General features: G+C 64.7%; 34 protein-coding genes. 3 read left to right on the top strand and 31 right to left on the bottom strand.

The window, feature by feature from the left end; translation table 11 throughout:
* The first annotated feature begins 9 nt into the window (after positions 1 to 9).
* Positions 10 to 495 carry a DUF2127 domain-containing protein gene (locus tag AC1DGC_RS19960; protein ID WP_259209912.1) on the top strand — a complete coding sequence of 162 codons (486 nt, stop codon included), beginning with the start codon at positions 10 to 12 and terminating at the stop codon, positions 493 to 495.
* 56 nt (positions 496 to 551) lie between these two features.
* Positions 552 to 2,177 (top strand): amidase, encoded by a 1,626-nt coding sequence (locus AC1DGC_RS19955; protein ID WP_478048670.1) that lies wholly within the window; start codon positions 552 to 554, stop codon positions 2,175 to 2,177.
* A gap of 27 nt (positions 2,178 to 2,204) precedes the next feature.
* Here the strand turns inward: AC1DGC_RS19955 and AC1DGC_RS19950 are convergent, their stop codons facing one another.
* Both AC1DGC_RS19950 and AC1DGC_RS19945 read right to left on the bottom strand, forming a co-directional pair.
* On the bottom strand, positions 2,205 to 3,332 hold the full coding sequence (locus tag AC1DGC_RS19950) for a mechanosensitive ion channel family protein (RefSeq protein WP_478048679.1): 1,128 nt from the start codon (positions 3,330 to 3,332) through the stop codon (positions 2,205 to 2,207).
* A 139-nt stretch (positions 3,333 to 3,471) separates the two neighbouring features.
* Positions 3,472 to 4,869: a class II 3-deoxy-7-phosphoheptulonate synthase gene (locus AC1DGC_RS19945; protein WP_259209909.1), complete on the bottom strand. Its 1,398-nt coding sequence runs from the start codon at positions 4,867 to 4,869 to the stop codon at positions 3,472 to 3,474.
* Between the two features lie 221 nt (positions 4,870 to 5,090).
* On the opposite strand from AC1DGC_RS19945, the gene AC1DGC_RS19940 reads away from it, so the two are divergent.
* Positions 5,091 to 7,217 carry a TonB-dependent receptor plug domain-containing protein gene (locus AC1DGC_RS19940; RefSeq protein WP_478048669.1) on the top strand — a complete coding sequence of 709 codons (2,127 nt, stop codon included), beginning with the start codon at positions 5,091 to 5,093 and terminating at the stop codon, positions 7,215 to 7,217.
* 65 nt (positions 7,218 to 7,282) lie between these two features.
* Here AC1DGC_RS19940 and AC1DGC_RS19935 read toward each other — a convergent pair whose 3' ends face one another.
* The 29 genes from AC1DGC_RS19935 to AC1DGC_RS19795 form a co-directional block, all read right to left on the bottom strand.
* On the bottom strand, positions 7,283 to 7,789 hold the full coding sequence (locus tag AC1DGC_RS19935) for a disulfide bond formation protein B (protein WP_259209905.1): 507 nt from the start codon (positions 7,787 to 7,789) through the stop codon (positions 7,283 to 7,285).
* 193 nt (positions 7,790 to 7,982) lie between these two features.
* Positions 7,983 to 8,369 (bottom strand): 50S ribosomal protein L17, encoded by a 387-nt coding sequence (gene rplQ, locus AC1DGC_RS19930; protein ID WP_038690259.1) that lies wholly within the window; start codon positions 8,367 to 8,369, stop codon positions 7,983 to 7,985.
* 200 nt (positions 8,370 to 8,569) lie between these two features.
* Positions 8,570 to 9,568: a DNA-directed RNA polymerase subunit alpha gene (locus tag AC1DGC_RS19925; RefSeq protein WP_259209902.1), complete on the bottom strand. Its 999-nt coding sequence runs from the start codon at positions 9,566 to 9,568 to the stop codon at positions 8,570 to 8,572.
* 55 nt (positions 9,569 to 9,623) lie between these two features.
* Positions 9,624 to 10,253, bottom strand: coding sequence for a 30S ribosomal protein S4 (gene rpsD / locus AC1DGC_RS19920; protein ID WP_038690262.1), 630 nt, complete (start codon positions 10,251 to 10,253; stop codon positions 9,624 to 9,626).
* A gap of 14 nt (positions 10,254 to 10,267) precedes the next feature.
* Positions 10,268 to 10,657 (bottom strand): 30S ribosomal protein S11, encoded by a 390-nt coding sequence (gene rpsK, locus AC1DGC_RS19915; RefSeq protein WP_017355427.1) that lies wholly within the window; start codon positions 10,655 to 10,657, stop codon positions 10,268 to 10,270.
* A gap of 12 nt (positions 10,658 to 10,669) precedes the next feature.
* Entirely contained in the window at positions 10,670 to 11,026 is a 357-nt protein-coding gene (rpsM, locus tag AC1DGC_RS19910; RefSeq protein ID WP_019186163.1) for a 30S ribosomal protein S13, read from the bottom strand.
* A gap of 361 nt (positions 11,027 to 11,387) precedes the next feature.
* Complete coding sequence (secY, locus tag AC1DGC_RS19905) at positions 11,388 to 12,743, bottom strand: preprotein translocase subunit SecY (protein WP_259209896.1); 1,356 nt, start codon at positions 12,741 to 12,743, stop codon at positions 11,388 to 11,390.
* Between the two features lie 3 nt (positions 12,744 to 12,746).
* Positions 12,747 to 13,190 (bottom strand): 50S ribosomal protein L15, encoded by a 444-nt coding sequence (gene rplO / locus AC1DGC_RS19900; RefSeq protein WP_019186161.1) that lies wholly within the window; start codon positions 13,188 to 13,190, stop codon positions 12,747 to 12,749.
* Positions 13,191 to 13,194: 4 nt separating this feature from the next.
* Positions 13,195 to 13,386: a 50S ribosomal protein L30 gene (gene rpmD / locus AC1DGC_RS19895; RefSeq protein ID WP_259209892.1), complete on the bottom strand. Its 192-nt coding sequence runs from the start codon at positions 13,384 to 13,386 to the stop codon at positions 13,195 to 13,197.
* A complete protein-coding gene (gene rpsE, locus AC1DGC_RS19890) occupies positions 13,379 to 13,921 on the bottom strand; it encodes a 30S ribosomal protein S5 (RefSeq protein WP_259209890.1) in 543 nt (180 codons plus the stop codon). The genes rpmD and rpsE overlap by 8 nt, the downstream gene beginning before the upstream one ends.
* Positions 13,922 to 14,079: 158 nt before the next feature.
* Entirely contained in the window at positions 14,080 to 14,439 is a 360-nt protein-coding gene (gene rplR, locus AC1DGC_RS19885) for a 50S ribosomal protein L18 (protein ID WP_038690277.1), read from the bottom strand.
* Between the two features lie 95 nt (positions 14,440 to 14,534).
* On the bottom strand, positions 14,535 to 15,062 hold the full coding sequence (rplF, locus tag AC1DGC_RS19880; protein WP_259209887.1) for a 50S ribosomal protein L6: 528 nt from the start codon (positions 15,060 to 15,062) through the stop codon (positions 14,535 to 14,537).
* 18 nt (positions 15,063 to 15,080) lie between these two features.
* Positions 15,081 to 15,479: a 30S ribosomal protein S8 gene (gene rpsH, locus AC1DGC_RS19875; RefSeq protein ID WP_019186156.1), complete on the bottom strand. Its 399-nt coding sequence runs from the start codon at positions 15,477 to 15,479 to the stop codon at positions 15,081 to 15,083.
* A 263-nt stretch (positions 15,480 to 15,742) separates the two neighbouring features.
* A complete protein-coding gene (rpsN, locus tag AC1DGC_RS19870; protein ID WP_256776220.1) occupies positions 15,743 to 16,048 on the bottom strand; it encodes a 30S ribosomal protein S14 in 306 nt (101 codons plus the stop codon).
* Positions 16,049 to 16,066: 18 nt separating this feature from the next.
* Complete coding sequence (rplE, locus tag AC1DGC_RS19865; protein ID WP_038690283.1) at positions 16,067 to 16,609, bottom strand: 50S ribosomal protein L5; 543 nt, start codon at positions 16,607 to 16,609, stop codon at positions 16,067 to 16,069.
* A 10-nt stretch (positions 16,610 to 16,619) separates the two neighbouring features.
* On the bottom strand, positions 16,620 to 16,937 hold the full coding sequence (gene rplX, locus AC1DGC_RS19860) for a 50S ribosomal protein L24 (RefSeq protein ID WP_017355416.1): 318 nt from the start codon (positions 16,935 to 16,937) through the stop codon (positions 16,620 to 16,622).
* A 16-nt stretch (positions 16,938 to 16,953) separates the two neighbouring features.
* Positions 16,954 to 17,322 (bottom strand): 50S ribosomal protein L14, encoded by a 369-nt coding sequence (gene rplN / locus AC1DGC_RS19855; RefSeq protein WP_038690286.1) that lies wholly within the window; start codon positions 17,320 to 17,322, stop codon positions 16,954 to 16,956.
* 13 nt (positions 17,323 to 17,335) lie between these two features.
* Entirely contained in the window at positions 17,336 to 17,605 is a 270-nt protein-coding gene (gene rpsQ, locus AC1DGC_RS19850; RefSeq protein WP_017355414.1) for a 30S ribosomal protein S17, read from the bottom strand.
* 11 nt (positions 17,606 to 17,616) lie between these two features.
* Positions 17,617 to 17,802 carry a 50S ribosomal protein L29 gene (gene rpmC, locus AC1DGC_RS19845; RefSeq protein ID WP_017355413.1) on the bottom strand — a complete coding sequence of 62 codons (186 nt, stop codon included), beginning with the start codon at positions 17,800 to 17,802 and terminating at the stop codon, positions 17,617 to 17,619.
* Positions 17,802 to 18,215 carry a 50S ribosomal protein L16 gene (gene rplP, locus AC1DGC_RS19840; RefSeq protein ID WP_068849463.1) on the bottom strand — a complete coding sequence of 138 codons (414 nt, stop codon included), beginning with the start codon at positions 18,213 to 18,215 and terminating at the stop codon, positions 17,802 to 17,804. Before rplP ends, rpmC begins: the two co-directional genes overlap by 1 nt.
* 5 nt (positions 18,216 to 18,220) lie before the next feature.
* The gene (rpsC, locus tag AC1DGC_RS19835) at positions 18,221 to 18,952 is read right to left on the bottom strand and encodes a 30S ribosomal protein S3 (RefSeq protein WP_042614225.1); all 732 of its coding nucleotides are present in this window, start codon (positions 18,950 to 18,952) and stop codon (positions 18,221 to 18,223) included.
* A gap of 17 nt (positions 18,953 to 18,969) precedes the next feature.
* Positions 18,970 to 19,305: a 50S ribosomal protein L22 gene (rplV, locus tag AC1DGC_RS19830; protein ID WP_017355410.1), complete on the bottom strand. Its 336-nt coding sequence runs from the start codon at positions 19,303 to 19,305 to the stop codon at positions 18,970 to 18,972.
* Between the two features lie 12 nt (positions 19,306 to 19,317).
* Complete coding sequence (rpsS, locus tag AC1DGC_RS19825) at positions 19,318 to 19,587, bottom strand: 30S ribosomal protein S19 (protein WP_017355409.1); 270 nt, start codon at positions 19,585 to 19,587, stop codon at positions 19,318 to 19,320.
* Positions 19,588 to 19,593: 6 nt separating this feature from the next.
* The gene (gene rplB / locus AC1DGC_RS19820) at positions 19,594 to 20,421 is read right to left on the bottom strand and encodes a 50S ribosomal protein L2 (RefSeq protein ID WP_038690292.1); all 828 of its coding nucleotides are present in this window, start codon (positions 20,419 to 20,421) and stop codon (positions 19,594 to 19,596) included.
* A gap of 10 nt (positions 20,422 to 20,431) precedes the next feature.
* Positions 20,432 to 20,731 (bottom strand): 50S ribosomal protein L23, encoded by a 300-nt coding sequence (gene rplW / locus AC1DGC_RS19815; protein WP_038690294.1) that lies wholly within the window; start codon positions 20,729 to 20,731, stop codon positions 20,432 to 20,434.
* Entirely contained in the window at positions 20,728 to 21,333 is a 606-nt protein-coding gene (rplD, locus tag AC1DGC_RS19810) for a 50S ribosomal protein L4 (protein WP_128095571.1), read from the bottom strand. The genes rplW and rplD overlap by 4 nt, the downstream gene beginning before the upstream one ends.
* A gap of 12 nt (positions 21,334 to 21,345) precedes the next feature.
* Positions 21,346 to 21,996 carry a 50S ribosomal protein L3 gene (gene rplC / locus AC1DGC_RS19805; protein ID WP_019186145.1) on the bottom strand — a complete coding sequence of 217 codons (651 nt, stop codon included), beginning with the start codon at positions 21,994 to 21,996 and terminating at the stop codon, positions 21,346 to 21,348.
* Positions 21,997 to 22,007: 11 nt separating this feature from the next.
* Positions 22,008 to 22,319, bottom strand: a complete 312-nt coding sequence (gene rpsJ / locus AC1DGC_RS19800; RefSeq protein WP_010341589.1) for a 30S ribosomal protein S10 — start codon at positions 22,317 to 22,319, stop codon at positions 22,008 to 22,010.
* Between the two features lie 333 nt (positions 22,320 to 22,652).
* The coding region (locus AC1DGC_RS19795) for an EF-Tu C-terminal domain-related protein (protein ID WP_478048678.1) at positions 22,653 to 22,800 on the bottom strand (148 nt) is incomplete at its 5' end.

The raw sequence follows: 22,800 nt of genomic DNA, 5'->3' as shown, positions 1-22,800 counted from the left end.
CCCATTGTCGTGATCGACAAGCCCTACAACCCGGATCCTCACAGGCATCCGGGGCTTCACCTGATCGCCTTGCTGGAAGCCAGCAAGGCGGTCCTGGCGCTGTTGGCCGCGACCGGGCTGGAAATGCTCGGTCCGCAGCCCCTGCGCGATGCGGTCAATGCCCTGATCCGGCGTTTCAGCCTGGACCCGGATCACGGCACCCTGCCCTCGCTGCTCAACATGATCAATCCCGATGCGGTGCACCTGGCCGCCGTGGCCATGCTGGCCTACGGGGTGCTGCATCTCTTCGAGGCCTGGGGCCTCTGGCGCGCCAAGGCCTGGGCGTCCTGGCTGGGCTGCGTCACTGCCGGCATCTACCTGCCGTTCGATATCTACGCCATCATCCGCCACCCTGGCTGGGCCTCGTGGTCGGTGCTGGTGATCAACCTGATCGTGGTCGGCGTGCTCGCCCGCGATATCCGCAAGCGCCATCCCACACCCACCGCTACCTCCTGAGTTGCCAAGCGTGGCACCGGCTGGTTAGCCTGAGCGCCGGTTTACGGGACACCCTGATGCGTCTGCCGCTGACATCGATGTTGATGATCGTGTCGCTCTGCGGCTGTGCGCCTGCACCTGCCCCGGTGCACGCCAGCGAAGCCCCCGCTGCGGCCGCCGCGCCGCGCCCGGATACCCCCTTCGCCTACGCCGAGACCGACATCGTCGACCTGCAGGCGCAGATGGCTGCCGGGGCGCTGGACAGCACCACCCTGACCCGCGCCTACCTGGAGCGGATCGCCCGCATCGACCGTTCCGGCCCGCGCTTGAACGCGGTGATCGAGCTCAATCCCGAGGCACTCAAGGACGCCGCCGCACTGGATGCCGAGCGCCGCCGCGGCCAGCTGCGTGGCCCACTGCACGGCATCCCGGTGCTGCTCAAGGACAACATCGGCGCGCGCCCGATGAGCAACAGCGCGGGGTCCCTGGCCCTGGCCAGGTTCCGCCCCGACGACGCCTTCCTGGTCACCCGGCTGCGCGCGGCCGGCGCGGTGATCCTGGGCAAGACCAACCTCAGCGAATGGGCCAACTTCCGCTCCAGCCAGTCGATCTCCGGCTGGAGCGCGCGCGGTGGCCAGACCCGCAACCCCTATCGGCTCAGCCACACGCCCTGCGGCTCCAGCAGCGGCAGCGCGGTGGCGGTGTCGGTCAACCTGGCGGCCGCGGCGATTGGTACCGAGACCGATGGCAGCATCGTGTGCCCGGCGGCGGTCAATGGCGTGGTCGGGCTCAAGCCCACCGTCGGCCTGGTCAGCCGCGAGGGCATCATCCCGATTTCCTTCAGCCAGGACACCGCCGGCCCGATGGCGCGCAGCGTCGCCGACGCGGCGGCCCTGCTGACCGCGATGGCCGGCCGCGACGATGCCGACCCGGCCACCGCGACCATGCCCGGGCGCGCGGTCTACGACTACACCTCACGCCTGAACCCGGACGGCCTGCGTGGCGCGCGCATCGGCGTGCTGTCGGGCCCGCTCGACCAGTTGCCCGGGGTGGGCCCGGCGCTGCAGCACGCCGTGGAGGTTCTGCGCGAGGCCGGCGCGGTGGTGGTGCCCGTGCAACTGCCTACCCAGGGCCAGTGGGAAGACGCCGAGCGGATCGTGCTGCTACACGAATTCAAGGCGGGCCTGCAGCGCTACCTCACCACCTACAACGCGCCGCTACGCGACCTCGACCAGGTGATCGCCTGGAACCGCGGGCATGCCGACCAGGAACTGCTGCCGTTCGGCCAGGACCTGATGGAAAGCGCGGCTTCCGCAGGCGGCCTGGGCAATCCGGCGTACATCGCGGCGCGTACCGAGGCCCGTCGCCTGGCGGGCCCGGCGGGCATCGATGCAGCCCTGCGTGCGCAACGGCTGGATGCCTTGATCGCCCCCACCACCGGCATTGCCTGGCCGATCCGTGCCGGGGCCGGCGATGATTTCCCCGGCGGCAGCTACAGTGCCGCCGCCGTGGCCGGCTACCCCAGCCTGAGCGTGCCGATGGCGCATGTGAACGGGCTGCCGCTGGGCCTGCTGTTCATGGGCACCGCCTGGAGCGAGCCCCGCCTGATCGAACTGGGCTATGCCTACGAGCAGCGCACCCGTGCCCGACGTCCGCCACGCTTCGGCACCCACACCCTGCTGCCGCACAACGTCGCCCCCTGAGGGGCGTGCCGCCACGCCCACCGGCGCCTACGGCGCGGACACCACCGCCGGTGCGCCGTCCTCGGCCCCCGGCGAGCGCACGTCCTCGGCCGGCTGCGAACGCGGGCCACGCAGGCCCGGATCGGGCTGCTGGAGCAGCTCGGCGCGGGTCCGCGGCAGCGCCTGCGGATGCTCGCGGGCCAGGAAATCCAGCATCCGTTCGCGCACGATGCAGCGCAGGTCGAATGCATCGCCGGAGTTGCGCGCACTCACCAGCAGGCGCACCTGCAGCGTGTGCTCGGTGGTCTCGGTCACCTGGGTCACGCAGACCCGGCCATCCCACAGCGCCTCGCCCTTGCAGATGCGCTCCAGCTCGGCGCGGATGGCGGGGATCGGTGCGCGGTAGTCCAGCCACAGGAACGCGGTCCCCAGCAGGTCGGCACTGCGCCGGGTCCAGTTCTGGAACGGATGCTCGATGAACCAGGTCAGCGGCACCACCATCCGCCGCTCATCCCAGATCCGCACCACCACGTAGCTGCTGCCGATTTCCTCCACCCGCCCCCACTCGCCTTCCACGATCACCACGTCGTCCAGCCGGATCGGCTGGGTCAGGGCGATCTGCAGGCCGGCGATCAGGTTGCCGAACACCGGCTTGGCGGCGATGCCGGCGACCAGGCCGATGATGCCGGCCGAGGCCAGCAACGCGGTCCCGATCTGGCGCACCATCGGGAAGGTCAACAGGATCAGCGACACCCCGACCAGGATGATCGCGCCCATCAACACCCGGCTGAGCACGCGGGTCTGGGTCTGGATGCGGCGGGCCTCCAGGTTGTCGGCCACCTCCATCGGGTGGTCGCGCAGGATCGCCTGCTCGCCGGCAGCCACCGCGCGCACCAGCAACCAGATCACGCAGGCGGTCAGCCCGATGTGCAGCAGGCGCAGCGACTGGTCCAGCCAATGGCCCTGCAGCGGCGTTGCTTCCAGCGCGGGAATCAGCACCAGCAGCGGCAGCGCGAACGCCATCGGGCGGCTGATCACCCGGCCGATGCGCGCGCGACGCTGCTCACGGCCCTTGAGCCGGCGGGTCAGCGCCATCAACAACCACCAGCCGGTGAGCCCGACCGCCAGCGCAATGCCGATCGGCCACAGGTACAACGCCGCTTGCTGCCAGTCCACCGTCACTGCACGCTCCTGCGATCATCGAAGGAAGGTCGCAGCATGCCTGTACCGCCATGACCAGCGTGTCAGGCGAATGTAAGCCGTGCGTGGATAACGCCCGCCAGCGCCACGCCGTGCGTGGCGCCGCTGCGACGCCTCAGCCCGCGTAATGCTGCTGCTTGCGCACGATGGCCATGGCGATCTCCAGCGACTGGTCGTAGTTCAGGCGCGGGTCCACCGATGAGCGGTAGGCACGTTCCAGGTCACGCTCGGTCAGCTCGCGGGCGCCGCCGGTGCATTCGGTCACGTCCTCGCCGGTCAGCTCCAGATGCACGCCGCCGAGACGGGTGCCGGCCGCGGCGTGCAGGTCGAAGGACAGCTCCACCTCGCCGCGCACGTTGTCGAAGCGACGGGTCTTGTAGCCGTTGCTGGTGCTCTCGGTGTTGCCGTGCATCGCATCGCACACCCACAGCACGCGACGGCCGTCGCGCTTGACCGCATCCAGCAGCGGGGGCAGCTTCTCGGCGATCTGCGCCGCGCCCATGCGATGGATGAAGCTCAGGCGGCCCGGTTCATCATCGGGGTTGAGCACGTCGATCAGGCGCAACAACTGGTCCGGCTGTACCGACGGGCCGACCTTGATCGCGATCGGGTTGCGCACGCCGCGCAGGTACTCCACGTGGGCGCCATCCAGCGCCGCCGTGCGCATGCCGATCCACGGGTAGTGCGTGCTCAGGTTCAGCCAGCCGTGCTGGCGCGGTACCTGGCGGGTCAGCGCCTGTTCGTAGGGCAGCAGCAGCGCCTCGTGGGACGTGTAGAAATCGATGCGGTTGAGGTTGTGCACCCGCACCCCGGCCAGGGTCTCCATGAAGTGCACCGCATCGCCGATCGAGCCGACCATCTTCTGGTAGTCGGCGGCCAGCGGCGAATGCTGCACCCAGTCCAGGTTCCAGTACTCGGGGTGGTGCAGGTCGGCGAAACCGCCATCGATCAGGGCGCGCACGAAGTTCATCGTCATCGCCGAGTGCGCGTGGGCCTGCAGCATCCGCCGCGGGTCCGGCAGGCGCGCCGCCTCGGTGAATTCCGGCCCGTTGATCACATCCCCGCGGTAGCTGGGCAGGGTTACCCCGTCGCGGGTTTCGGTATCGGCCGAGCGCGGCTTGGCGTACTGGCCGGCAAAGCGGCCGACGCGGATCACCGGCTTGCGCATGCCGTGCACCAGCACCAAGCTCATCTGCAGCAGCACCTTGAGCCGGTTGGAGATGGTGGTCGACTCGCAGTCGCTGAAGTTCTCGGCGCAGTCGCCGCCCTGCAGCAGGAAGCGCTTGCCTTCCTGCGCATCGGCCAGTTGCTGCTTGAGCGCCAGGATCTCCCAGGACGTCACCAGCGGCGGCAACCGCTTGAGCTCATGCAGGGCCGCGTCCAGCGCCAGCGGGTCGGGATAGGTCGGCATCTGCAGCGCGGTCTTGCCGCGCCAGCTCTCCGGCGACCAGGCTGCGCTGTCGGCGGCGGCAGTGGCGGCGGGATCGACTACGGGCGGTGCGGACGGGCTCATCACAGACTTCCGAGGGGGTGGGGACCGGTCATGGTCGCAGAGCGCGCCGCTGGCGCAAAGCGCCGCCTGTGCGACGGCGACAGCTGAACGGCGGAAAACGAACTCAGCCGGTGGCCCCAGACCGCATTCCCGTTCGGCCGTGGACAGGCGCATGATTTGTTACGGAGTAACACTCGCCAGGCCGGCCCCCTCCCCTACGTCCAGCCACCAAGTCCTCCCCCATGAAGCCATCCCTGCTTGCCCGCGGTATCGCCCTGGCCCTGTCCGTGGCCAGCCTGCCCGCGCTGGCCGCCACGGCCGACGCCGCCCCTCCGGCCGTCACCGACCTGGACGCGGTCACCGTCAGCGCCCAGCTCGACCAGGCGCGCAACGCCCTCTCCCCCGACATTGGCAGCAGCCAGTACCAGATCACCGCCGAGGACATCCAGAAACAGCCGCTGGGCGCCTCGGCCCCGCTCAGCCAGGTGCTGCTGCAGGCGCCTGGCGTGGTCCAGGACAGCTACGGCGGCGTGCACGTGCGTGGCGACCACGCCAACCTGCAGTACCGCCTCAACGGCGTGCTTCTGCCCGAATCGATCTCCGGCTTCGGCCAGACCCTGGATGCGCGCACCATCAAGAGCATCCGGTTGATGGATGGCGCATTGCCGGCGCAGTTCGGCGAACGCACCGCCGCGGTGGTCGACATCACCACCCGCAGCGGCGCCGAGCTGGGCAATGGCGGCAGCGCCGGCATCACCGCCGGGTCGTTCGGCACCCTCAACCCCAACGCCTCGTGGTGGGGCAACCAGGGCCGCTGGAGCTGGTACCTGACCGGGAACTACACCCAGAACGAGGTCGGCCTGGAAAACCCCACCGCCTCGCGCCGGCCCGACCACGACGACACCCACCAGGGCAAGGCATTCGCCGACCTCACCTACCTGGTCAACGACACCACCCGCCTGAGCCTGTTCGCCGGTTTCGCCAACAACCGCTTCCAGATCCCGGTCAACCCGGGCCAGACGCCGCAGTTCGGCTACCTGGATACGGTCCAGGCCGATTCGTCGCAGCTGGACGAAACCCAGGGCGAGACCACGCGTTTCGGCATGCTGGTGCTGCAGGGCACGCTCGGCCAGACCGTCTACCAGGTGTCGGCCGGGCAGCGTTACAGCGACCTGGCCTTCAACCCGGACGTGGCCGGCGACCTGGTCTTCGACGGCGTGGCCTCGCAGGTGGACCGCAGCAACCGCGCCAGCACCGTGCAGGCCGATTTCTCCACGCCACTGGGCGACAACCACACCCTGCGCTATGGCCTGTACGGCAACAGCGAACGCGCACGCGCCGGCAGCACCGCCTGGGTGTTTCCGGTCGACGCCGATGGCACCCAGGCCAGCACCACGCCGATCGTGATCGCCGATGCCAGCGCCTTCCATGCCAGCACCGCGGCGGCGTACGTGCAGGACGAATGGCGGATCGGCCAGGACTGGACGGTCAACTACGGCCTGCGCGCAGACCGTTACAAGGCCTTCGGCGGCACCGAAGGACAGCTCAGCCCGCGCCTGGGCGTTGTCTGGAACGCCAGCGACAGCACCACCGTGCACGCCGGCTACTCGCGCTACTTCACCCCGCCGGCCAGCGAACTGGTGGCCGGCAGCGACATCGCGCGTTACGCCGGCACCACCAACCAGCAGCCGGTCACCGGCAGCACCACGCCGTTGTCCGAGCGCAGCGACTACTACGACGTGGGCGTGTCGCAGCAGGTTGGCGAGCACCTCACCCTCGGCCTGGACGCCTACGACCGCAAGGTCGACCGCCTGCAGGACGAAGGCCAGTTCGGCGCGGCCTACATCTATTCCACCTTCAACTACCGCTACGGGCACGTGCATGGCGTGGAGTTCAGCGCCGACTACAGCAGCGGCCCGCTCAGTGCGTATGTCAATGCGGCCTACAACAAGGCAATGGGCAAGCAGGTGATCACCGGCCAGTACAACCTGGACCCGGAGGCGCTGGCGTACGTGCAGGACAACTGGATCCACCTGGACCACGACCAGACGCTGACCTCTTCCGGCGGCGTGAGCTATGCCTTCGCCGGCCACAACCGGGTCGGGGCCAACTACGTGTATGGCAGCGGCCTGCGCTCGGACATCGAGGGCGTGCCCAATGGCGGTGAGCTGCCGTCCTACCTGCAGGTCAACCTCAGCGCGGCGCATGATTTCAACGCCGACAGCGGCCACCCGCTGCACGCGCAGCTGGCACTGGTCAACGCGCTGGACCGCAGCTATCAACTCCGCGACGGCGGCGGCATCGGCGTGTTCGCCCCACAGTGGGGTCCGCGTCGCGGCGCCTACCTGAGCCTTCAGCAGGACTTCTGAACGACGGCGCCCGCCGGCATGATGCGGGCGGGCGCAGCAGGCGCGCGATCAGCGCGCCGCGTCGATCAAACGCGCGGCGTGCGGAAGGAGACGAACAGCGCCCAGGCGGCCAGCAGCACGAACCACACCAGGCTCCACATCGGCATGGTCAGGCCGAGGAAACGCCAGTCGATGTTGCCGCAGTCGCCGGTGCCGGTGAGCACCGTGCGGAACACCTCGAACGGCCCCATCGTTTCGCTGAGAAACGCCAGCGGCGGGCCACAGCTGGAGCCCATGTCCTTGGGCAGCAACTGCACATATACGTGGCGGCCGGCGATGCCCATGCCAACGGCCGCGGCGATGAAGGCCAGCACGCCGTAAGTGCCGCGCCCGGCGCGATCACGCGGGCCATGCAGGGCGCCGATGAGGAACAGCAGCCCGAGCGCGGCGAAGGCGATCCGCTGGAAGATGCACAGCGGGCACGGCTCCAGCCCGATCTTGAGCTGCAGGAAGATCGCGTAGGCCAACAGCCCGGCGCAGATCAAAAACCCCAGCAGGAACTGGGCGCGGTAATTCCAGCGCAGTGGATTCATTGCCAACACTCGTCAAAGTCCAGGCGCCAAGATTAACAGGCCCTCACCTGCCGCCACCGCCACGCACGTGCCGATTGTCGGCGCAGAAGACCGGACAGCGTGTTCGTCCGACCGCGGCACGGCTCCTGTCCCTAAACGGAAAAACCCGGCACAAGGCCGGGTTCTTCACCGAATTACGGGTGTTGCGCGTCGATTATTCTTCGACGGCTTCCGCCACGGCAGCCGGACGGTCGACCAGTTCGACGTAGGCCATCGGAGCGTTGTCGCCAGCGCGGAAACCGCACTTCAGCAGACGCAGGTAGCCACCCGGACGGGTCGCGTAACGCGGGCCCAGGATGGTGAACAGGTTGCCCACGGCTTCGTTGTCACGCAGACGGGCGAAGGCCAGACGACGGTTGGCGACGGAGTCGACCTTGGCCAGGGTGATCAGCGGCTCGGCGACGCGGCGCAGTTCCTTGGCCTTCGGCAGGGTGGTCTTGATCAGCTCGTGCTTGAACAGCGAGGCGGCCATGTTCTTGAACATCGCTTCGCGGTGGGCGCTGGTACGGTTGAACTTGCGGCCGGACTTCATGTGACGCATGGGAGTGATTCCTTGATTGAATGCTGGATCGGTTGGGTATCGCTGTCGCCATCCTGGCGTTGCTGCTTGGACTGCGGTTGGTCCGATGCCGGCCCTCCTGGCCGACCGTCACCGCAGGCTATGGGCCTGTCGATGCGTGGTGTTGCGGTGAAGCCCCCGCACCCGAAGGTGCGGGGTCAAGCATCTTGCGTCGTGCTGGATCAGCCGAGCATGCCGTGCTGGGCGACACCGGCCGGCGGCCAGTTCTCCAGCTTCATGCCCAGCGAAAGGCCGCGCTGTGCGAGGACTTCCTTGATCTCGGTCAGCGACTTCTTGCCGAGGTTCGGGGTCTTGAGCAGTTCCACTTCGGTCTTCTGGATCAGATCGCCGATGTAGTAAATGCTCTCTGCCTTCAGGCAGTTGGCCGAGCGAACGGTCAACTCCAGATCGTCGATCGGGCGCAGCAGCACCGGATCCACGCCGTTGTTGGCCGGCTTGGCTGCACCGCGGTCGCGGTGGGTGAAGTCACCGAAGACCGACAGCTGATCGCTGAGGATGTCGGCGGCGGTGCGCACGGCTTCCTCGGCATCGATCGTGCCGTTGGTTTCGATGTCCAGCACCAGCTTGTCCAGATCGGTACGCTGTTCGACGCGGGCCGCTTCCACCGAGTAGGCGACGCGACGGACCGGCGAGAACGAGGCGTCCAGGACCAGACGACCGATGGCACGGGTTTCTTCATCCGGACGACGACGTGCGGCCGCCGGCTGGTAGCCGAAACCACGCTCGATCTTCAGACGCATATTGATTGCCGTGTCCTTGGTCAGGTGGCAAATGATATGGTCGTTGTTGAGGATCTCGACGTTGTGGTCGACCTTGATATCGGCAGCGGTCACGACACCCGGACCCTGCTTGGACAGCGACAGCGTCGCGTTGTCACCCGTGTGCATACGGATGGCCACGTCCTTCAGGTTGAGCAGGACTTCAAGCACGTCCTCCTGCAAGCCTTCGAGCGTGGTGTACTCGTGCAGGACGCCGTCGATCTCAACTTCCGTGATGGCGAAGCCCGGGATGGACGACAGCAGCACGCGACGCAGGGCATTGCCCAGCGTATGCCCGTAACCACGCTCCAAGGGTTCGATAACGACCTTGGCGCGGGTGTCGGTAAGGCGTTCGATCTGCGGACCGCGAGGACGCAGAACCTGGTTGGCGGTAACCGTCATGTTGCGGGTTCTCCTAGTGAATCCCCGGCCGTCGCCGGGGATTCTCCAATGTGAATTACTTCGAATACAACTCGACGATCAGCGCTTCGTTGATATCCGCAGGCAGGTCCGCACGATCCGGAACAGCCTTGAAGATGCCGGCGAACTTGCCGGAATCCACTTCAACCCACGACGGACGCAGGTCGTGCGTGGCAGACACGGTCAGGGCTTCCTGAACGCGCAACTGCTTGGCAGCCTTCTCGGACAGCGCGACAGCGTCGCCGGCCTTGACCTGGTACGAAGCCAGGTTGACCGACTTGCCGTTCACGGTGACACCGCGGTGCGAGACCAGCTGACGGGCAGCCGGACGGGTCACAGCGAAGCCCATGCGATAGACAACGTTGTCCAGGCGGGTTTCCAGCAGCTGCAGGAGGTTCTCGCCGGTGTTGCCCTTCTTGGTCGAGGCCTTCTTGTAGTAGTTGCGGAACTGACGCTCCAGCAGACCGTAGATACGCTTGACCTTCTGCTTTTCACGCAGCTGGGTGGCGTAGTCGGACAGCTTGCCCTTACGGGCGGTGGCGCCGTGCTGGCCGGGCTTCTGCTCCAGCTTGCACTTGGAGTCCAGCGCGCGCGCCGGGCTCTTGAGGGAAAGGTCGGCGCCTTCGCGGCGGGCGAGCTTACAGGTAGGACCGATATAACGAGCCATTTCTTATCGCTCCTTTAGACGCGACGCTTCTTCGGCGGACGGCACCCGTTGTGCGGGATAGGCGTCACGTCGATGATGTTGGTGATCTTGTAGCCCACGTTGTTCAGCGAGCGCACGGCCGACTCACGACCCGGACCCGGGCCCTTGATGCGGACTTCCAGGGACTTGACGCCGTAGTCGAGCGCGGCACGGCCGGCCTTCTCGGCAGCCACCTGGGCAGCGAACGGGGTGGACTTGCGCGAACCGCGGAAGCCAGCGCCACCGGAGGTCGCCCACGACAGAGCATTGCCCTGGCGGTCGGTGATGGTCACGATGGTGTTGTTGAAAGAAGCGTGGACGTGGGCGACGCCGTCAGTGACGACGCGCTTGATCTTCTTCTTGGTCTTAGCGACGGGCTTAGCCATTTCTTAGGTCCCTTACTTCCTGATCGCCTTGCGCGGGCCCTTGCGGGTGCGGGCGTTGGTACGGGTGCGCTGGCCACGCAGCGGAAGACCGCGACGGTGACGCAGACCGCGGTAGCAGCCCAGATCCATCAGGCGCTTGATCGCGATACCGATTTCACGGCGCAGATCGCCTTCCACGATGTACTTGCCGACTTCGAGACGCAGACGCTCGATTTCCGGCTCCGACAGATCGCGGATCTTGGTGGTCGAGGTCACGCCTGCGGCGTCGCAGACCTTCTTCGAACGGGTACGGCCGATGCCGTAAATGCTTTGCAACCCGACCCAGACGTGCTTCTGGGCTGGCAGGTTGACGCCTGCAATACGCGCCATGACGCGGTTCTCCAGCTGAGTGATGGCCGACGGCGCACCCAAGGCGCGCCAATCCGGCAGGATGGATCAAAAAGTGAACTAGCGATACTAACAAGGTTCCGGTCTACTTGGAAGCCCGTGAAACACAAGGTTTCACGAACCCGGCCCAGGGAGTGTGCCCAGGCTCCGGCGCCGGATCAGGTTGACCCCGGTGAAAAGGCGCTTTCGTGCCCTTTCCCGGTGCCGCCCGCGCTACTCCCGCGCGGGACGACCCGATCTCACCCCCACCCGGAACCGCTGCGGGGGCCGCCCTTCGTTTGTGTGGCCAGGTCCGCGAAGCGGAGGACCATCACGTCAGGAAGACGAAAGTGTAACAGGCTTATCAGCCGCGGGCAAAACCGCCGCGGTTGCCGCCCTTCAGGTTGGCCTTCTTCAACAGGCTCTCATACTGGTGCGACATAAGGTGCGCCTGGATCTGCGCGATGAAGTCCATCACCACCACCACCACGATCAGCAGCGAGGTGCCGCCGAAGTAGAACGAGGCACCCAGCTGGGTACGCATGATTTCCGGCAGCAGGCAGACGATCACCAGGTACAGCGAACCGGCCGCGGTCAGGCGGGTCAGCACGCCGTCGATGTAGTCGGCGGTGGCCTTGCCCGGACGGATGCCCGGAATCAGCGCGCCGGACTTCTTCAGGTTGTCGGCGGTTTCCTGCGAGTTGAATACCAGCGCGGTATAGAAGAACGCGAAACCGGTGATCAGCGCCGCGAACACGATCATGTGCAGCGGCTCGCCCGGGCCCAGGGCGTTGGCAACCTTCTGCAGCCAGGTCGCCGAGCTGGCCTGGCCGGACCACATGGCCAGGGTGGTCGGGAACGCCAGGATGCTGGAGGCGAAGATGGCCGGGATCACGCCCGCCATGTTCAGCTTGAGCGGCAGGAACGACGTCTGGTTCATGTACGCGTTGCGACCGCCCTGGCGGCGCGCGTAGTTCACCGTGATCCGACGTTGGCCACGCTCGACGAACACCACGAAGTAGGTGAAGGCCAGCACCACCAGCACGATCAGCAGCAGCGAAATGAAGCTCATGTTGCCGTCGCGATAGGCTTCCACGGTGTGGATGACCGCGCCCGGCAGGCCGGCGACGATGCCGGCGAAGATGATCAGCGAGACGCCGTTGCCGATGCCACGCTCGGTGACCTGCTCGCCAACCCACATCAGGAAGATCGTACCGGCGGTCAGCGCGATGATGGCGGTGAGCACGAAGCCCATGCCCGGGGCGTACACGACCGGCGCGCCGCTCGGCGACACCTGGTTCTGCAGCGCCAGCGCGATGCTACCGCCCTGCACCACGGCCAGCAACACGGCGCCGATGCGGGAATATTGGGTGATCTTGCGACGGCCCGACTCACCTTCCTTCTGCATTGCCTTCAATGCCGGGAAGATATGGACCGCCAGCTGCATCACGATGGACGCCGAGATGTACGGCATCACGTTCAGCGCGAAAATGCTGAAACGGTGCAGGGCGCCGCCCGAGAACATGTTGAACATGTCCACGATGCCGCCGCCCTGCGCCTGCATGAGCGCAAGCATGGCTTCGGGATTCACGCCCGGCACCGGCACATAACAGCCGATGCGATAGACGATCAATGCCCCGATGACGAACAGCAGACGCTGGCGAAGTTCCGTGAACTTGCCGAGCCCGCCGCCGAGGTTACCAATGCCAGCTTGCGCCATGTCTTACTCCTGTACGCTGCCGCCGGCAGCTTCGATCGCGGCCTTGGCACTGGCCGTTGCAGCGACGCCCTTCAGGGTGAACGCCTTGGTCAGGTCGCCCTTCATGACGATCTTGGCACGCTTGGCGGTGCTCGGGACCAGCTTGGCAGCGCGCAGCGCGGCAAAGTCGATCTCGCCGGCTTCCAGGCGTTCCAGCTGGTAGGACAGCACTTCCGCGGTGTCCTTGGCGATCTTGGAACGGAAACCGACCTTCGGCAGACGACGCTGCATCGGGGTCTGACCGCCTTCGAAGCCAGCCTTGATCTTGCCGCCACCCTTACGGGCGAACGAACCCTTGTGGCCGCGGCCGCAGGTCTTGCCCAGGCCGGAGCCGATACCACGGCCGACGCGGGTGCGCTCTTTGCGCGCGCCCGGTGCCGGGCTCAGTTCATTGAGATGCATGGTCATTGGATTATTCCTCAACCTTGACGAGGTAATGAACCTTGTTGATCAGGCCGCGAACCTGCGGGCTGTCCTTCAGTTCACGGACATCGTTGAGCTTGTTCAGGCCCAGGGCACGCACCGACAGGCGGTGACGCGACTGGGTGCCACGCAGGCCGCCCACCAGGCGGACCTTGACGGTCTTGCCGGTTTCATTAGCCATGGTTGAGATCCTCCACCTTCTTGCCGCGCTTGGCCGCGATGCGGACCGGCGACTGCATTTCGGTCAGGCCCTTCAGCGTGGCACGGACCAGGTTGATCGGGTTACGCGAACCGACGGCCTTGGCCAGCACGTTCTTGACGCCAACGGCTTCCAGCACGGCGCGCATGGCACCACCGGCAATCACACCGGTACCTTCGGAGGCCGGCATCATGAACACGCGAGCTGCGCCGTGGCCGGACTTCACCGGGTGCCACAGGGTGCCGTTGTTCAGATCGACGTCGGCCAGGTTCTTGCGAGCCTGCTCCATCGACTTCTGGATGGCGACCGGCACTTCGCGCGCCTTGCCATAACCGAAGCCGACCTTGCCTGCGCCGTCACCGACCACGGTCAGTGCGGTGAAGGTGAACTGGCGGCCGCCCTTGACGGTCTTGCTGACGCGGTTGACCGCGACCAGCTTTTCGATCATGCCGTCGTCGACTTTCTCTTCGCGGTTACGGTCGCGATCGCGACCCCGCTGCTGACGTTCTTCTGCCATGTTGATTCCTTGATTGATTGGGTATGTACGGCTCGGGGCCGCTTATAGCTGTGAAGTGGTGCGGTGTTTCGATCGCCCTTGCAGAAGAAGGACGTCGCCCGGCGCAACCCGCGCCGGCAGGCAGGCGGAAACGGGGACCTGCCCCGTTTCCTTATCCCTTAGAACTGCAGGCCGCCTTCGCGGGCTGCATCGGCCAGTGCCTTGATGCGGCCGTGGTAGCGGTAGCCCGAGCGGTCGAAAGCGACCTTCTCGATGCCCGCAGCCTTGGCGCGCTCGGCGACCAGCTTGCCCACCTTGGCGGCGGCGTCGCTGTTCTTGCCGTTCTTCAGGCCTTCCTTGACGTCGGCCTGGGTGGTGTTGGCAGCGGCCAGCACCTTGGAGCCATCGGCGGTGAAGACCTGGGCGTACAGGTGCTGACCGGTGCGCAGCACCGACAGACGCGGCACGCCGAGAACGCGGATGTGTGCACGGGTCGACTTGGCGCGACGCAGGCGGGCGATGTTCTTGTTGATGCTCATGATTTGAGTTCCTTGAAAGCTGAAGTGAAGCGGGCGTTTGCTTTGAGACGCCCGACCGGTGAAGGCCAGGCGCCCATGGAAGTTCCCGCGCCTGATTAGGCCTTCTTGGCTTCCTTACGAATGATGACTTCGCCGGCGTACTTCACACCCTTGCCCTTGTAGGGCTCCGGCGGACGGAAGCCACGGATCTTGGCTGCCACTTCACCAACGCGCTGCTTGTCGGTGCCCTGGACCAGGATTTCGGTCTGGGTCGGGGTCGACAGGGTGATGCCTTCCGGCGCCACGAACAGGACCGGGTGCGAGAAACCCAGCGACAGGTTCAGGTCCTTGCCCTGCATGGCGGCACGGTAACCGACGCCGACCAGCTCGAGCTTGCGCTCGAAGCCTTCGGTGACGCCGTGGACCATGTTGGCCAGGATCGCGCGGACGGTGCCGGTGAGGGCGGTCAGCGACGGATCGTTGGCAGCCAGATTGGCAACGCCGTTCTCGATGGTGATTTCAACGCCAGCGACCTTCGGCAGCGACAGGGTGCCCTTCGGGCCCTTCACGCTGACGGAGTCAGGCTGGATGTTCAGTTCAACGCCCTTGGGCAGGTTGACCGGCTTCTTGGCTACGCGGGACATAGTAGTTTCCTTCTCGCCTTAGGCCACGAAGCACAGGACTTCGCCGCCGACGCCCAACTGGCGCGCCTGCGCATCAGTCATGATGCCCTTGGAGGTGGAGATGATGGAGATGCCCAGGCCGTTGAGGACCTTCGGCAGCTCGGACTTGCCACGGTACTGGCGCAGACCCGAACGCGAGAAGCGCTTCAGGGTCTCGATGACCGGCTTGCCTTCGAAATACTTCAGGACGATTTCAAGCTCGGCCTTGTTGTTCTCGATCTTGGTGACGCGCAGGTCGGTGATGTAGCCTTCGGCCTTCAACACTTCTGCGATTGCAACCTTGATCTTGGAGGACGGTGCCTTCACCGTCTGCTTGCCAACCGCGGCCGCATTCTTGATGCGTACCAGCAGGTCGGCGATGGGATCAGTCATGCTCATAGTCGATACCTTTGAGTGCACCGATATCCGCTTTCGCGAAAATCTTGCTGTGTTCCTGGGATGGGCCAGTACCCTTCACATTGTGATCTGCAGGCCGATGGCCCGCCCGGCGCCCGCCCCTGTGAAAAGGCAAGACGCGGGAGTATACGGCAAAAAGAGCCCGACTTGCGCCGGACTCTTCAATTGGGGACAAACCTGAATGAACCGGTCGGTCCCCCTGCCCCGCACCCAGGGGATGCGGGGCAGGTTCCGGGACGAATCCCTTACCAGCTGGCCTTGCGCAGGCCCGGCACGTCACCACGCATGGTGGCTTCGCGCAGCTTGTTGCGGCCGAGGCCGAACTTGCTGTAGACGCCACGCGGGCGGCCGGACAGTTCGCAGCGGTTGCGGTGGCGGCTCGGCGACGAATCGCGCGGCAGCTTCTGCAGCTTGACTACGGCGTCAGCCTTTTCGTCGTACGAAGCGGTCGTGCTGGAGATGATCTTCTTCAGCTCTTCACGCTTACCAGCGAACTTGACGGCCAGCTTGGCGCGCTTCAGGTCGCGGTTGACCATGGAGGTCTTTGCCATTTCGGATTCCTCGACGTATCAGTTACGGAACGGGAACTTGAACGCTGCCAGCAGCGCCTTCGCTTCCGCATCGGTCTTGGCGGTGGTGGTGATGGCGATATCCATGCCGCGGATCGCGTCGACAGCGTCGAAGTCGATTTCCGGGAAGATGATCTGTTCCTTCACACCCATGTTGAAGTTGCCGCGACCGTCGAAGGAACGACCCGAGACACCACGGAAGTCGCGCACGCGCGGCAGCGAGATGTTGATCAGGCGATCCAGGAACTCATACATCTTTTCACGACGCAGCGTGGTCTTGCAGCCGATCGGCCAACCATCGCGGATCTTGAACGAAGCCACCGAGACGCGGGACTTGGTCACGATCGGCTTCTGGCCGGAGACCTTGGCCATGTCGGCGACGGCGTTTTCCAGGATCTTCTTGTTCGTGGCTGCTTCGCCGACACCCATGTTCAGGGTGACCTTGACCAGCTTCGGAACCTGCATCGGATTGGTGTAGCCGAACTGCTTCATCAGCGCCGGCACCACTTCTTCCTTGTAGAACTTTTCGAGACGGGTATTCATCAGCGCATCCTCAGGCGTCGAGCGCCTCACCGCTGGAGCGGAACACACGCAGTTTGCGTCCATCCTCCAGCACCTTGAAACCAACGCGTTCGCCCTTGCCCGAAGCCGGGTTGAGCACGTTCACGTTGGAGATATGGATCGACGCTTCACGCTCGACCACGCCGCCGGCAACGCCTGCCTGCGGGTTCGGCTTGGTGTGGCGCTTGACGATGTTCACGTTGGCGACGATCACACGATCGCCGTCGACGCGGACGACTTCGCCCTGCTTGCCCTTGTCCTTGCCGGTGTTGACGACGACCTGGTCGCCCTTCTTGATACGGTTAGCCATGATTATCTCCTGTCGCTCACAGCACTTCGGGAGCGAGCGAGACGATCTTCATGAACTTCTCGGTACGAAGTTCACGCGTCACCGGTCCGAAGATGCGGGTGCCGATCGGCTCTTGCTTGTTGTTGAGCAGGACGGCAGCGTTGGCGTCGAAACGGATCAGCGAGCCGTCGGCGCGACGCACACCCTTGCGGGTACGCACCACGACGGCGTCGAACACTTCACCCTTCTTGACCTTGCCGCGCGGGATCGCATCCTTCACGGTGACCTTGATGATGTCACCGATGTGGGCGTAGCGACGCTTGGAGCCGCCCAGCACCTTGATGCACATCACTTCCTTGGCACCGGAATTGTCCGCGACCTCGAGGTAGCTCTGCATCTGGATCATGATTCAGATCTCCTTATTCAGCCGCACGCGTGATGACTTCCACCACGCGCCAGTTCTTGGTCTTGGACATCGGAGCAATCTCGGTCACGCGGACGACATCGCCTTCGTTGCAGGCATTGTCGGCGTCGTGTGCGTGCAGCTTGGTCGAACGCTTGATGTACTTGCCGTACAGGGCGTGCTTGACCAGGCGCTCCACCAACACGGTGACCGTCTTGTCCATCTTGTTGCTGACGACACGGCCTTCGACCGTGCGCAGCGTCTTGTTTTCAGTATTGTCGCTCATCGCGGCCATCCTTACTTGGTGCTGCCGAGCAGGGTCTTGACGCGAGCAATCTCGCGGCGGACCCGGCGGGTTTCGTGAGTCTTCGGCAGCTGGCCGGTAACCTGCTGCATACGGAGCGAGAACTGCTCCTTACGCAGATCGGTCAGGTGGGCCTTCAGATCGTCAGCCGACTTTTCGCGAAGTTGTTTGATATCCATTACATCACCGTCCGGGTCACGAAGGTGGTGGTCACGGAGAGCTTGGCAGCCGCCAGGCGGAACGCCTCGCGAGCCACGTCTTCACCCACACCTTCAATTTCATAGATCATGCGGCCGGGCTGGATCTGGGCGACCCAGTATTCCACGTTGCCCTTACCAGAACCCATTCGGACTTCGATGGGCTTCTTGGTGATCGGCTTGTCGGGGAACACTCGGATCCACATCTTGCCACCGCGCTTGACGTAGCGGCTGATCGAGCGGCGGGCCGCTTCGATCTGACGCGCGGTCAGCTGACCGTGGGCGGTTGCCTTCAGGCCGTACTCGCCGAAGCTGACAGCGTTGGCGCTCCAGCTCAGGCCATCGTTACGGCCCTTGTGTACCTTGCGGTACTTGGTTCGCTTGGGTTGCAACATTGTCGTTACCTCGCTTCACGGGCCGGGCGCTGACGGTCACCACGGTCGCCGCGATCGTTACGATCGTTGCGCGGGGAATCGTCCTGCTTTTCCTGGCCAACCTGGGAGAAATCGAAAACCTCGCCCTTGTAGATCCAGACCTTGATGCCGATGATGCCGTAGGTCGTCTTGGCTTCAGCGAAGCCATAGTCGATGTCGGCACGCAGCGTGTGCAGCGGCACGCGGCCTTCGCGGTACCACTCCGAACGGGCGATTTCAGCACCGTTCAAGCGGCCACCGACGTTGACCTTGATGCCCAGGGCACCGAGGCGCATCGCGTTGCCGACCGAGCGCTTCATTGCACGGCGGAACATGATGCGACGCTCCAGCTGCTGCGCGATCGACTCGGCGACCAGCTGCGCGTCCAGCTCGGGCTTGCGCACTTCGGTGACGTTGATGTGCGCCGGGACGCCCATCATTTCGCTCACTTCCTTGCGCAGCTTCTCGATGTCCTCACCGCGCTTGCCGATCACCACGCCCGGACGGGCGGTGTGGATCGTCACGCGAGCGGTCTTGGCCGGACGCTCGATAAGGATCTTGCTGATGCCGGCCTGCGCAAGCTTCTTGCGCAGCATTTCCCGCACCTTCAGGTCGGCTGCCAGGTAACCAGCAAACTCGGCCTTGTTGGCGTACCACTTGGAGTTCCAGTCCTTGGAAATGCCGAGGCGGATACCAATCGGATGAACTTTATGACCCATGGTGTTTTCCTTTCCGCTTACTTGCCGGCGCCCACAACCACAGTGATGTGGCTGGTGCGCTTGAGGATGCGGGTGCCGCGGCCTTTCGCCCGCGCCATGAAACGCTTCAGGGTCGGACCTTCATCTACCATGATGGTCTGAACCTTCAGCTCGTCGACGTCGGCGCCCTGGTTGTTTTCGGCATTTGCAATAGCCGACTCCACCACCTTCTTGATCAGGTGGGCAGCCTTCTTGTCCGAAAACTTCAGCAGGTTGACCGCACGCTCGGCCGGCAGGCCGCGCACCTGGTCAGCGACCAGGCGGGCTTTCTGCGCAGAGATGCGCGCGGAGCGCAGGATTGCTTTCGCTTCCATTGTCATCTCTCCTTACTTGCCCGACTTCTTGTCACCACCGTGGCCCTTGAAGGTCCGGGTGATGGCAAATTCGCCGAGCTTGTGGCCGACCATGTTCTCGTTGACGAGCACCGGAACGTGGTTCTTACCGTTATGAACGGCGATGGTGATGCCTACCATTTCCGGCAGGATCATCGAACGGCGCGACCAGGTCTTGATCGGCTTCTTGCTACCCGCAGCGGCCTCCACCTTCTTGACGAGGTGGTGATCGACGAACGGGCCCTTCTTGAGTGAACGTGCCATGGTCGATTAGCCCCTACGATCGCGGACGATGAATTGCTGGGTGCGCTTGTTCTTGCGCGTCTTGTAACCCTTGGTCGGGACACCCCACGGGGTGACCGGATGCGGATTACCCTGGCCGGCCTTCGCCTCACCACCACCGTGCGGGTGGTCAACCGGGTTCATGGCAGCACCACGAACGGTCGGGCGGACACCGCGCCAGCGCTTCGCGCCAGCCTTGCCCAGCTTTTCCAGGTTGTGCTCGTCGTTACCGACTTCACCGATGGTGGCGCGGCACTCGACCGGCACCTTGCGCATTTCACCCGAGCGCAGGCGCAGGGTGGCGTAGATGCCTTCACGAGCGACGAGCTGCACGGCAGCGCCGGCGGCACGCGCGATCTGGGCACCCTTGCCCGGCTTCAGTTCGATGCCGTGGACAGTGGTACCGACCGGGATGTTGCGCAGCGGCAGGGTGTTGCCGGTCTTGATCGGCGCATCCGAACCCGCGATCACCTGGTCACCGGCCTTCAGGCCCTTCGGTGCGATGATGTAGCGGCGCTCGCCGTCGACGTAGCACAGCAGGGCGATATGGGCGGTGCGGTTCGGATCGTATTCGATGCGTTCCACGCGCGCCGGAATGCCTTCCTTGTTGCGCTTGAAGTCGATGACACGGTAGTGCTGCTTGTGGCCACCACCAACGTGACGGGTGGTGATGCGGCCGTGGTGGTTACGACCACCGGACTTGCTCTGCGGCTCCAGCAACGCTGCGTGCGGTGCGCCCTTGTGCAGATCGGGCGTAACCACGCGCACGGCCGAACGGCGGCCGGGGGAAGTGGGCTTGAATTTCATCAATGGCATGGGATGTACCTCAGGCCTTGGCCGTTACATCGATGGACTGGCCATCGGCGAGACGCACGTACGCCTTGCGCCAATCGCCGCGGCGGCCGGTGCGGTTACGGAAGGACTTGTTCTTGCCCTTCACGTTCAGCACGTTGACCGACTCGACCTTGACGTCGAACAGCTGCTCAACCGCGGCCTTTACATCGGCCTTGGTGGCTTCGTTCGAGACTTCGAAGACATACTGGTTGGAATGTTCCTGCAGGCGCGCGGTCTTTTCGGAGACTCGCGGAGCGCGAAGAACGCTGAAGATTTTCTCGTTGGCGCTCATGCCAGCCACTCCTCGACCTTCTTGACCGCATCAGCGGTGATGACGACCGTGTCGGCACCGACCAGCGACACCGGGTCCAGGCCCTGCACGTCACGCACTTCCACGTAGGGAATGTTGCGCGCCGACAGGTACAGGTGCTCGGAAGCATCTTCGGTGACGATCAGCGGACGCTTGCCCACTTCCAGGCCGGCCAGCTTGGCGATCAACGACTTGGTGTTGGTCGCTTCGACATCGAAGGACTCCACGATCGTCAGACGGCCCTGGCGGTTCAGCTCGGACAGGATCGCGCACATGGCTGCACGGTACTGCTTACGGTTGACCTTCTGCTCGAAGCTGCGCGGCTTGGCCGCGAAGGTGACACCGCCGCCGACGAAGATCGGAGCCGTCAGTGCGCCATGACGCGCGCCGCCGCCCTTCTGCTTCTTCGACTTCTTGGTGGTACCAGCCACTTCAGAGCGAGTCTTCTGTGCCTTGGTGCCGGCGCGACCGGCGTTGCGGTAAGCAACGACGACCTGGTGAACCAGATCTTCGCTGAAATCGCGACCGAACACGGCATCGGAGACCGAGACCTTGTTGTTGCTACCCGTGATAACGAGTTCCATCGTCATCTCTCCTTATGCCTTGCTAGCCGGACGAACGATCACGTCACCACCCGCTGCGCCCGGAACGGCACCACGGATCGCGATCAGACCACGCTCGACATCGACCTTCACCACTTCAAGGTTCTGGGTGCTCTGCTGCACCGAACCCATGTGGCCGGACATCTTCTTACCCGGGAAAACGCGACCCGGGGTCTGGCGCTGGCCCAAGGAACCCGGCGCGCGATGCGACAGCGAGTTACCGTGGGTTGCATCGCCCATACGGAAGTTGTAGCGCTTGATGGTGCCCTGGAAGCCCTTACCCTTGGTGACACCCTGGACGTCGACCTTCTGGCCAACTTCAAAGATGTCCGCCTTGACTTCGCCGCCGACGGCGAAATCGCCGAGCTGCGCGTCTTCAACGCGGAATTCCCACAGGCCGCGACCCGCGTCGACCTTCGCCTTGGCGAAGTGACCGGCTTCCGGCTTGTTGACCAGGGCAGCGCGACGCGCGCCGACGGTCACCTGCACGGCGCTGTAGCCGTCGGCTTCGACGGTCTTGATCTGCGCGATGCGGTTCGGGGTGGCTTCAATCAGGGTTACCGGGATGGCCTGGCCATCTTCGGTGAACACGCGGCTCATGCCAGCCTTGCGGCCCACGAAGCCCAACGAATATTTCTTCGTCATGGTCGTAGTCCTCAGGTCAGCTTGATCTGAACGTCGACGCCGGCAGCCAGTTCGAGCTTCATCAGCGCGTCCACGGTCTTGTCGTTCGGGTCAACGATATCGAGCACGCGCTTGTGCGTGCGGGTCTCGTACTGGTCACGCGCGTCCTTGTCGACGTGCGGGGAAACGAGAATGGTGTAACGCTCGATCTTGGTCGGCAGGGGGATCGGGCCACGCACTTGCGCGCCGGTCCGCTTTGCCGTTTCTACGATCTCGCTGGCCGAACGGTCGATCAAACGATGATCGAACGCCTTCAGCCGAATCCGGATCTTTTGGTCCGCCATGACGGTGGGTTCCTTCGTTAAAAGAGCGACGGACAAGGCCTCTGGGTTGCCTTGTCCCATGAATATCCTGAATGCGGACGCCGCACATTCCCGTGCGGCGACAAGATCTTTCCATAGACCTCAAAAATCGAGGCAGACCGGTCTCCCGATCTGCCCAGACAAAAAGTATAGCGCGCATACAACGCGGCGGTCAACAGGGGACCTGTTGACACTGCCTGAATGGCGCGACCCTTCCTGGTCTGGGGAACACGAGGAGCGTCCTGCGCCTCTTTTCCCGTTTGGTTACGCCCCGATGCCCTACCCAGGCAACATCGGGGCGCAGATTCTAACAGATTACGCGATGATCTTGGAGACCACGCCGGCGCCGACGGTACGGCCGCCTTCGCGGATGGCGAAGCGCAGGCCTTCGTCCATGGCGACCGGGTTGATCAGCGTGACAACCATCTTCACGTTGTCGCCCGGCATGACCATTTCCACGCCT

It is taken from the genome of Stenotrophomonas sp. 05N37, from assembly GCF_056397365.1.
The sequence above is the reverse complement of the archived record's forward strand: the minus strand, read 5'-3'. Positions and strand labels throughout refer to the sequence as shown.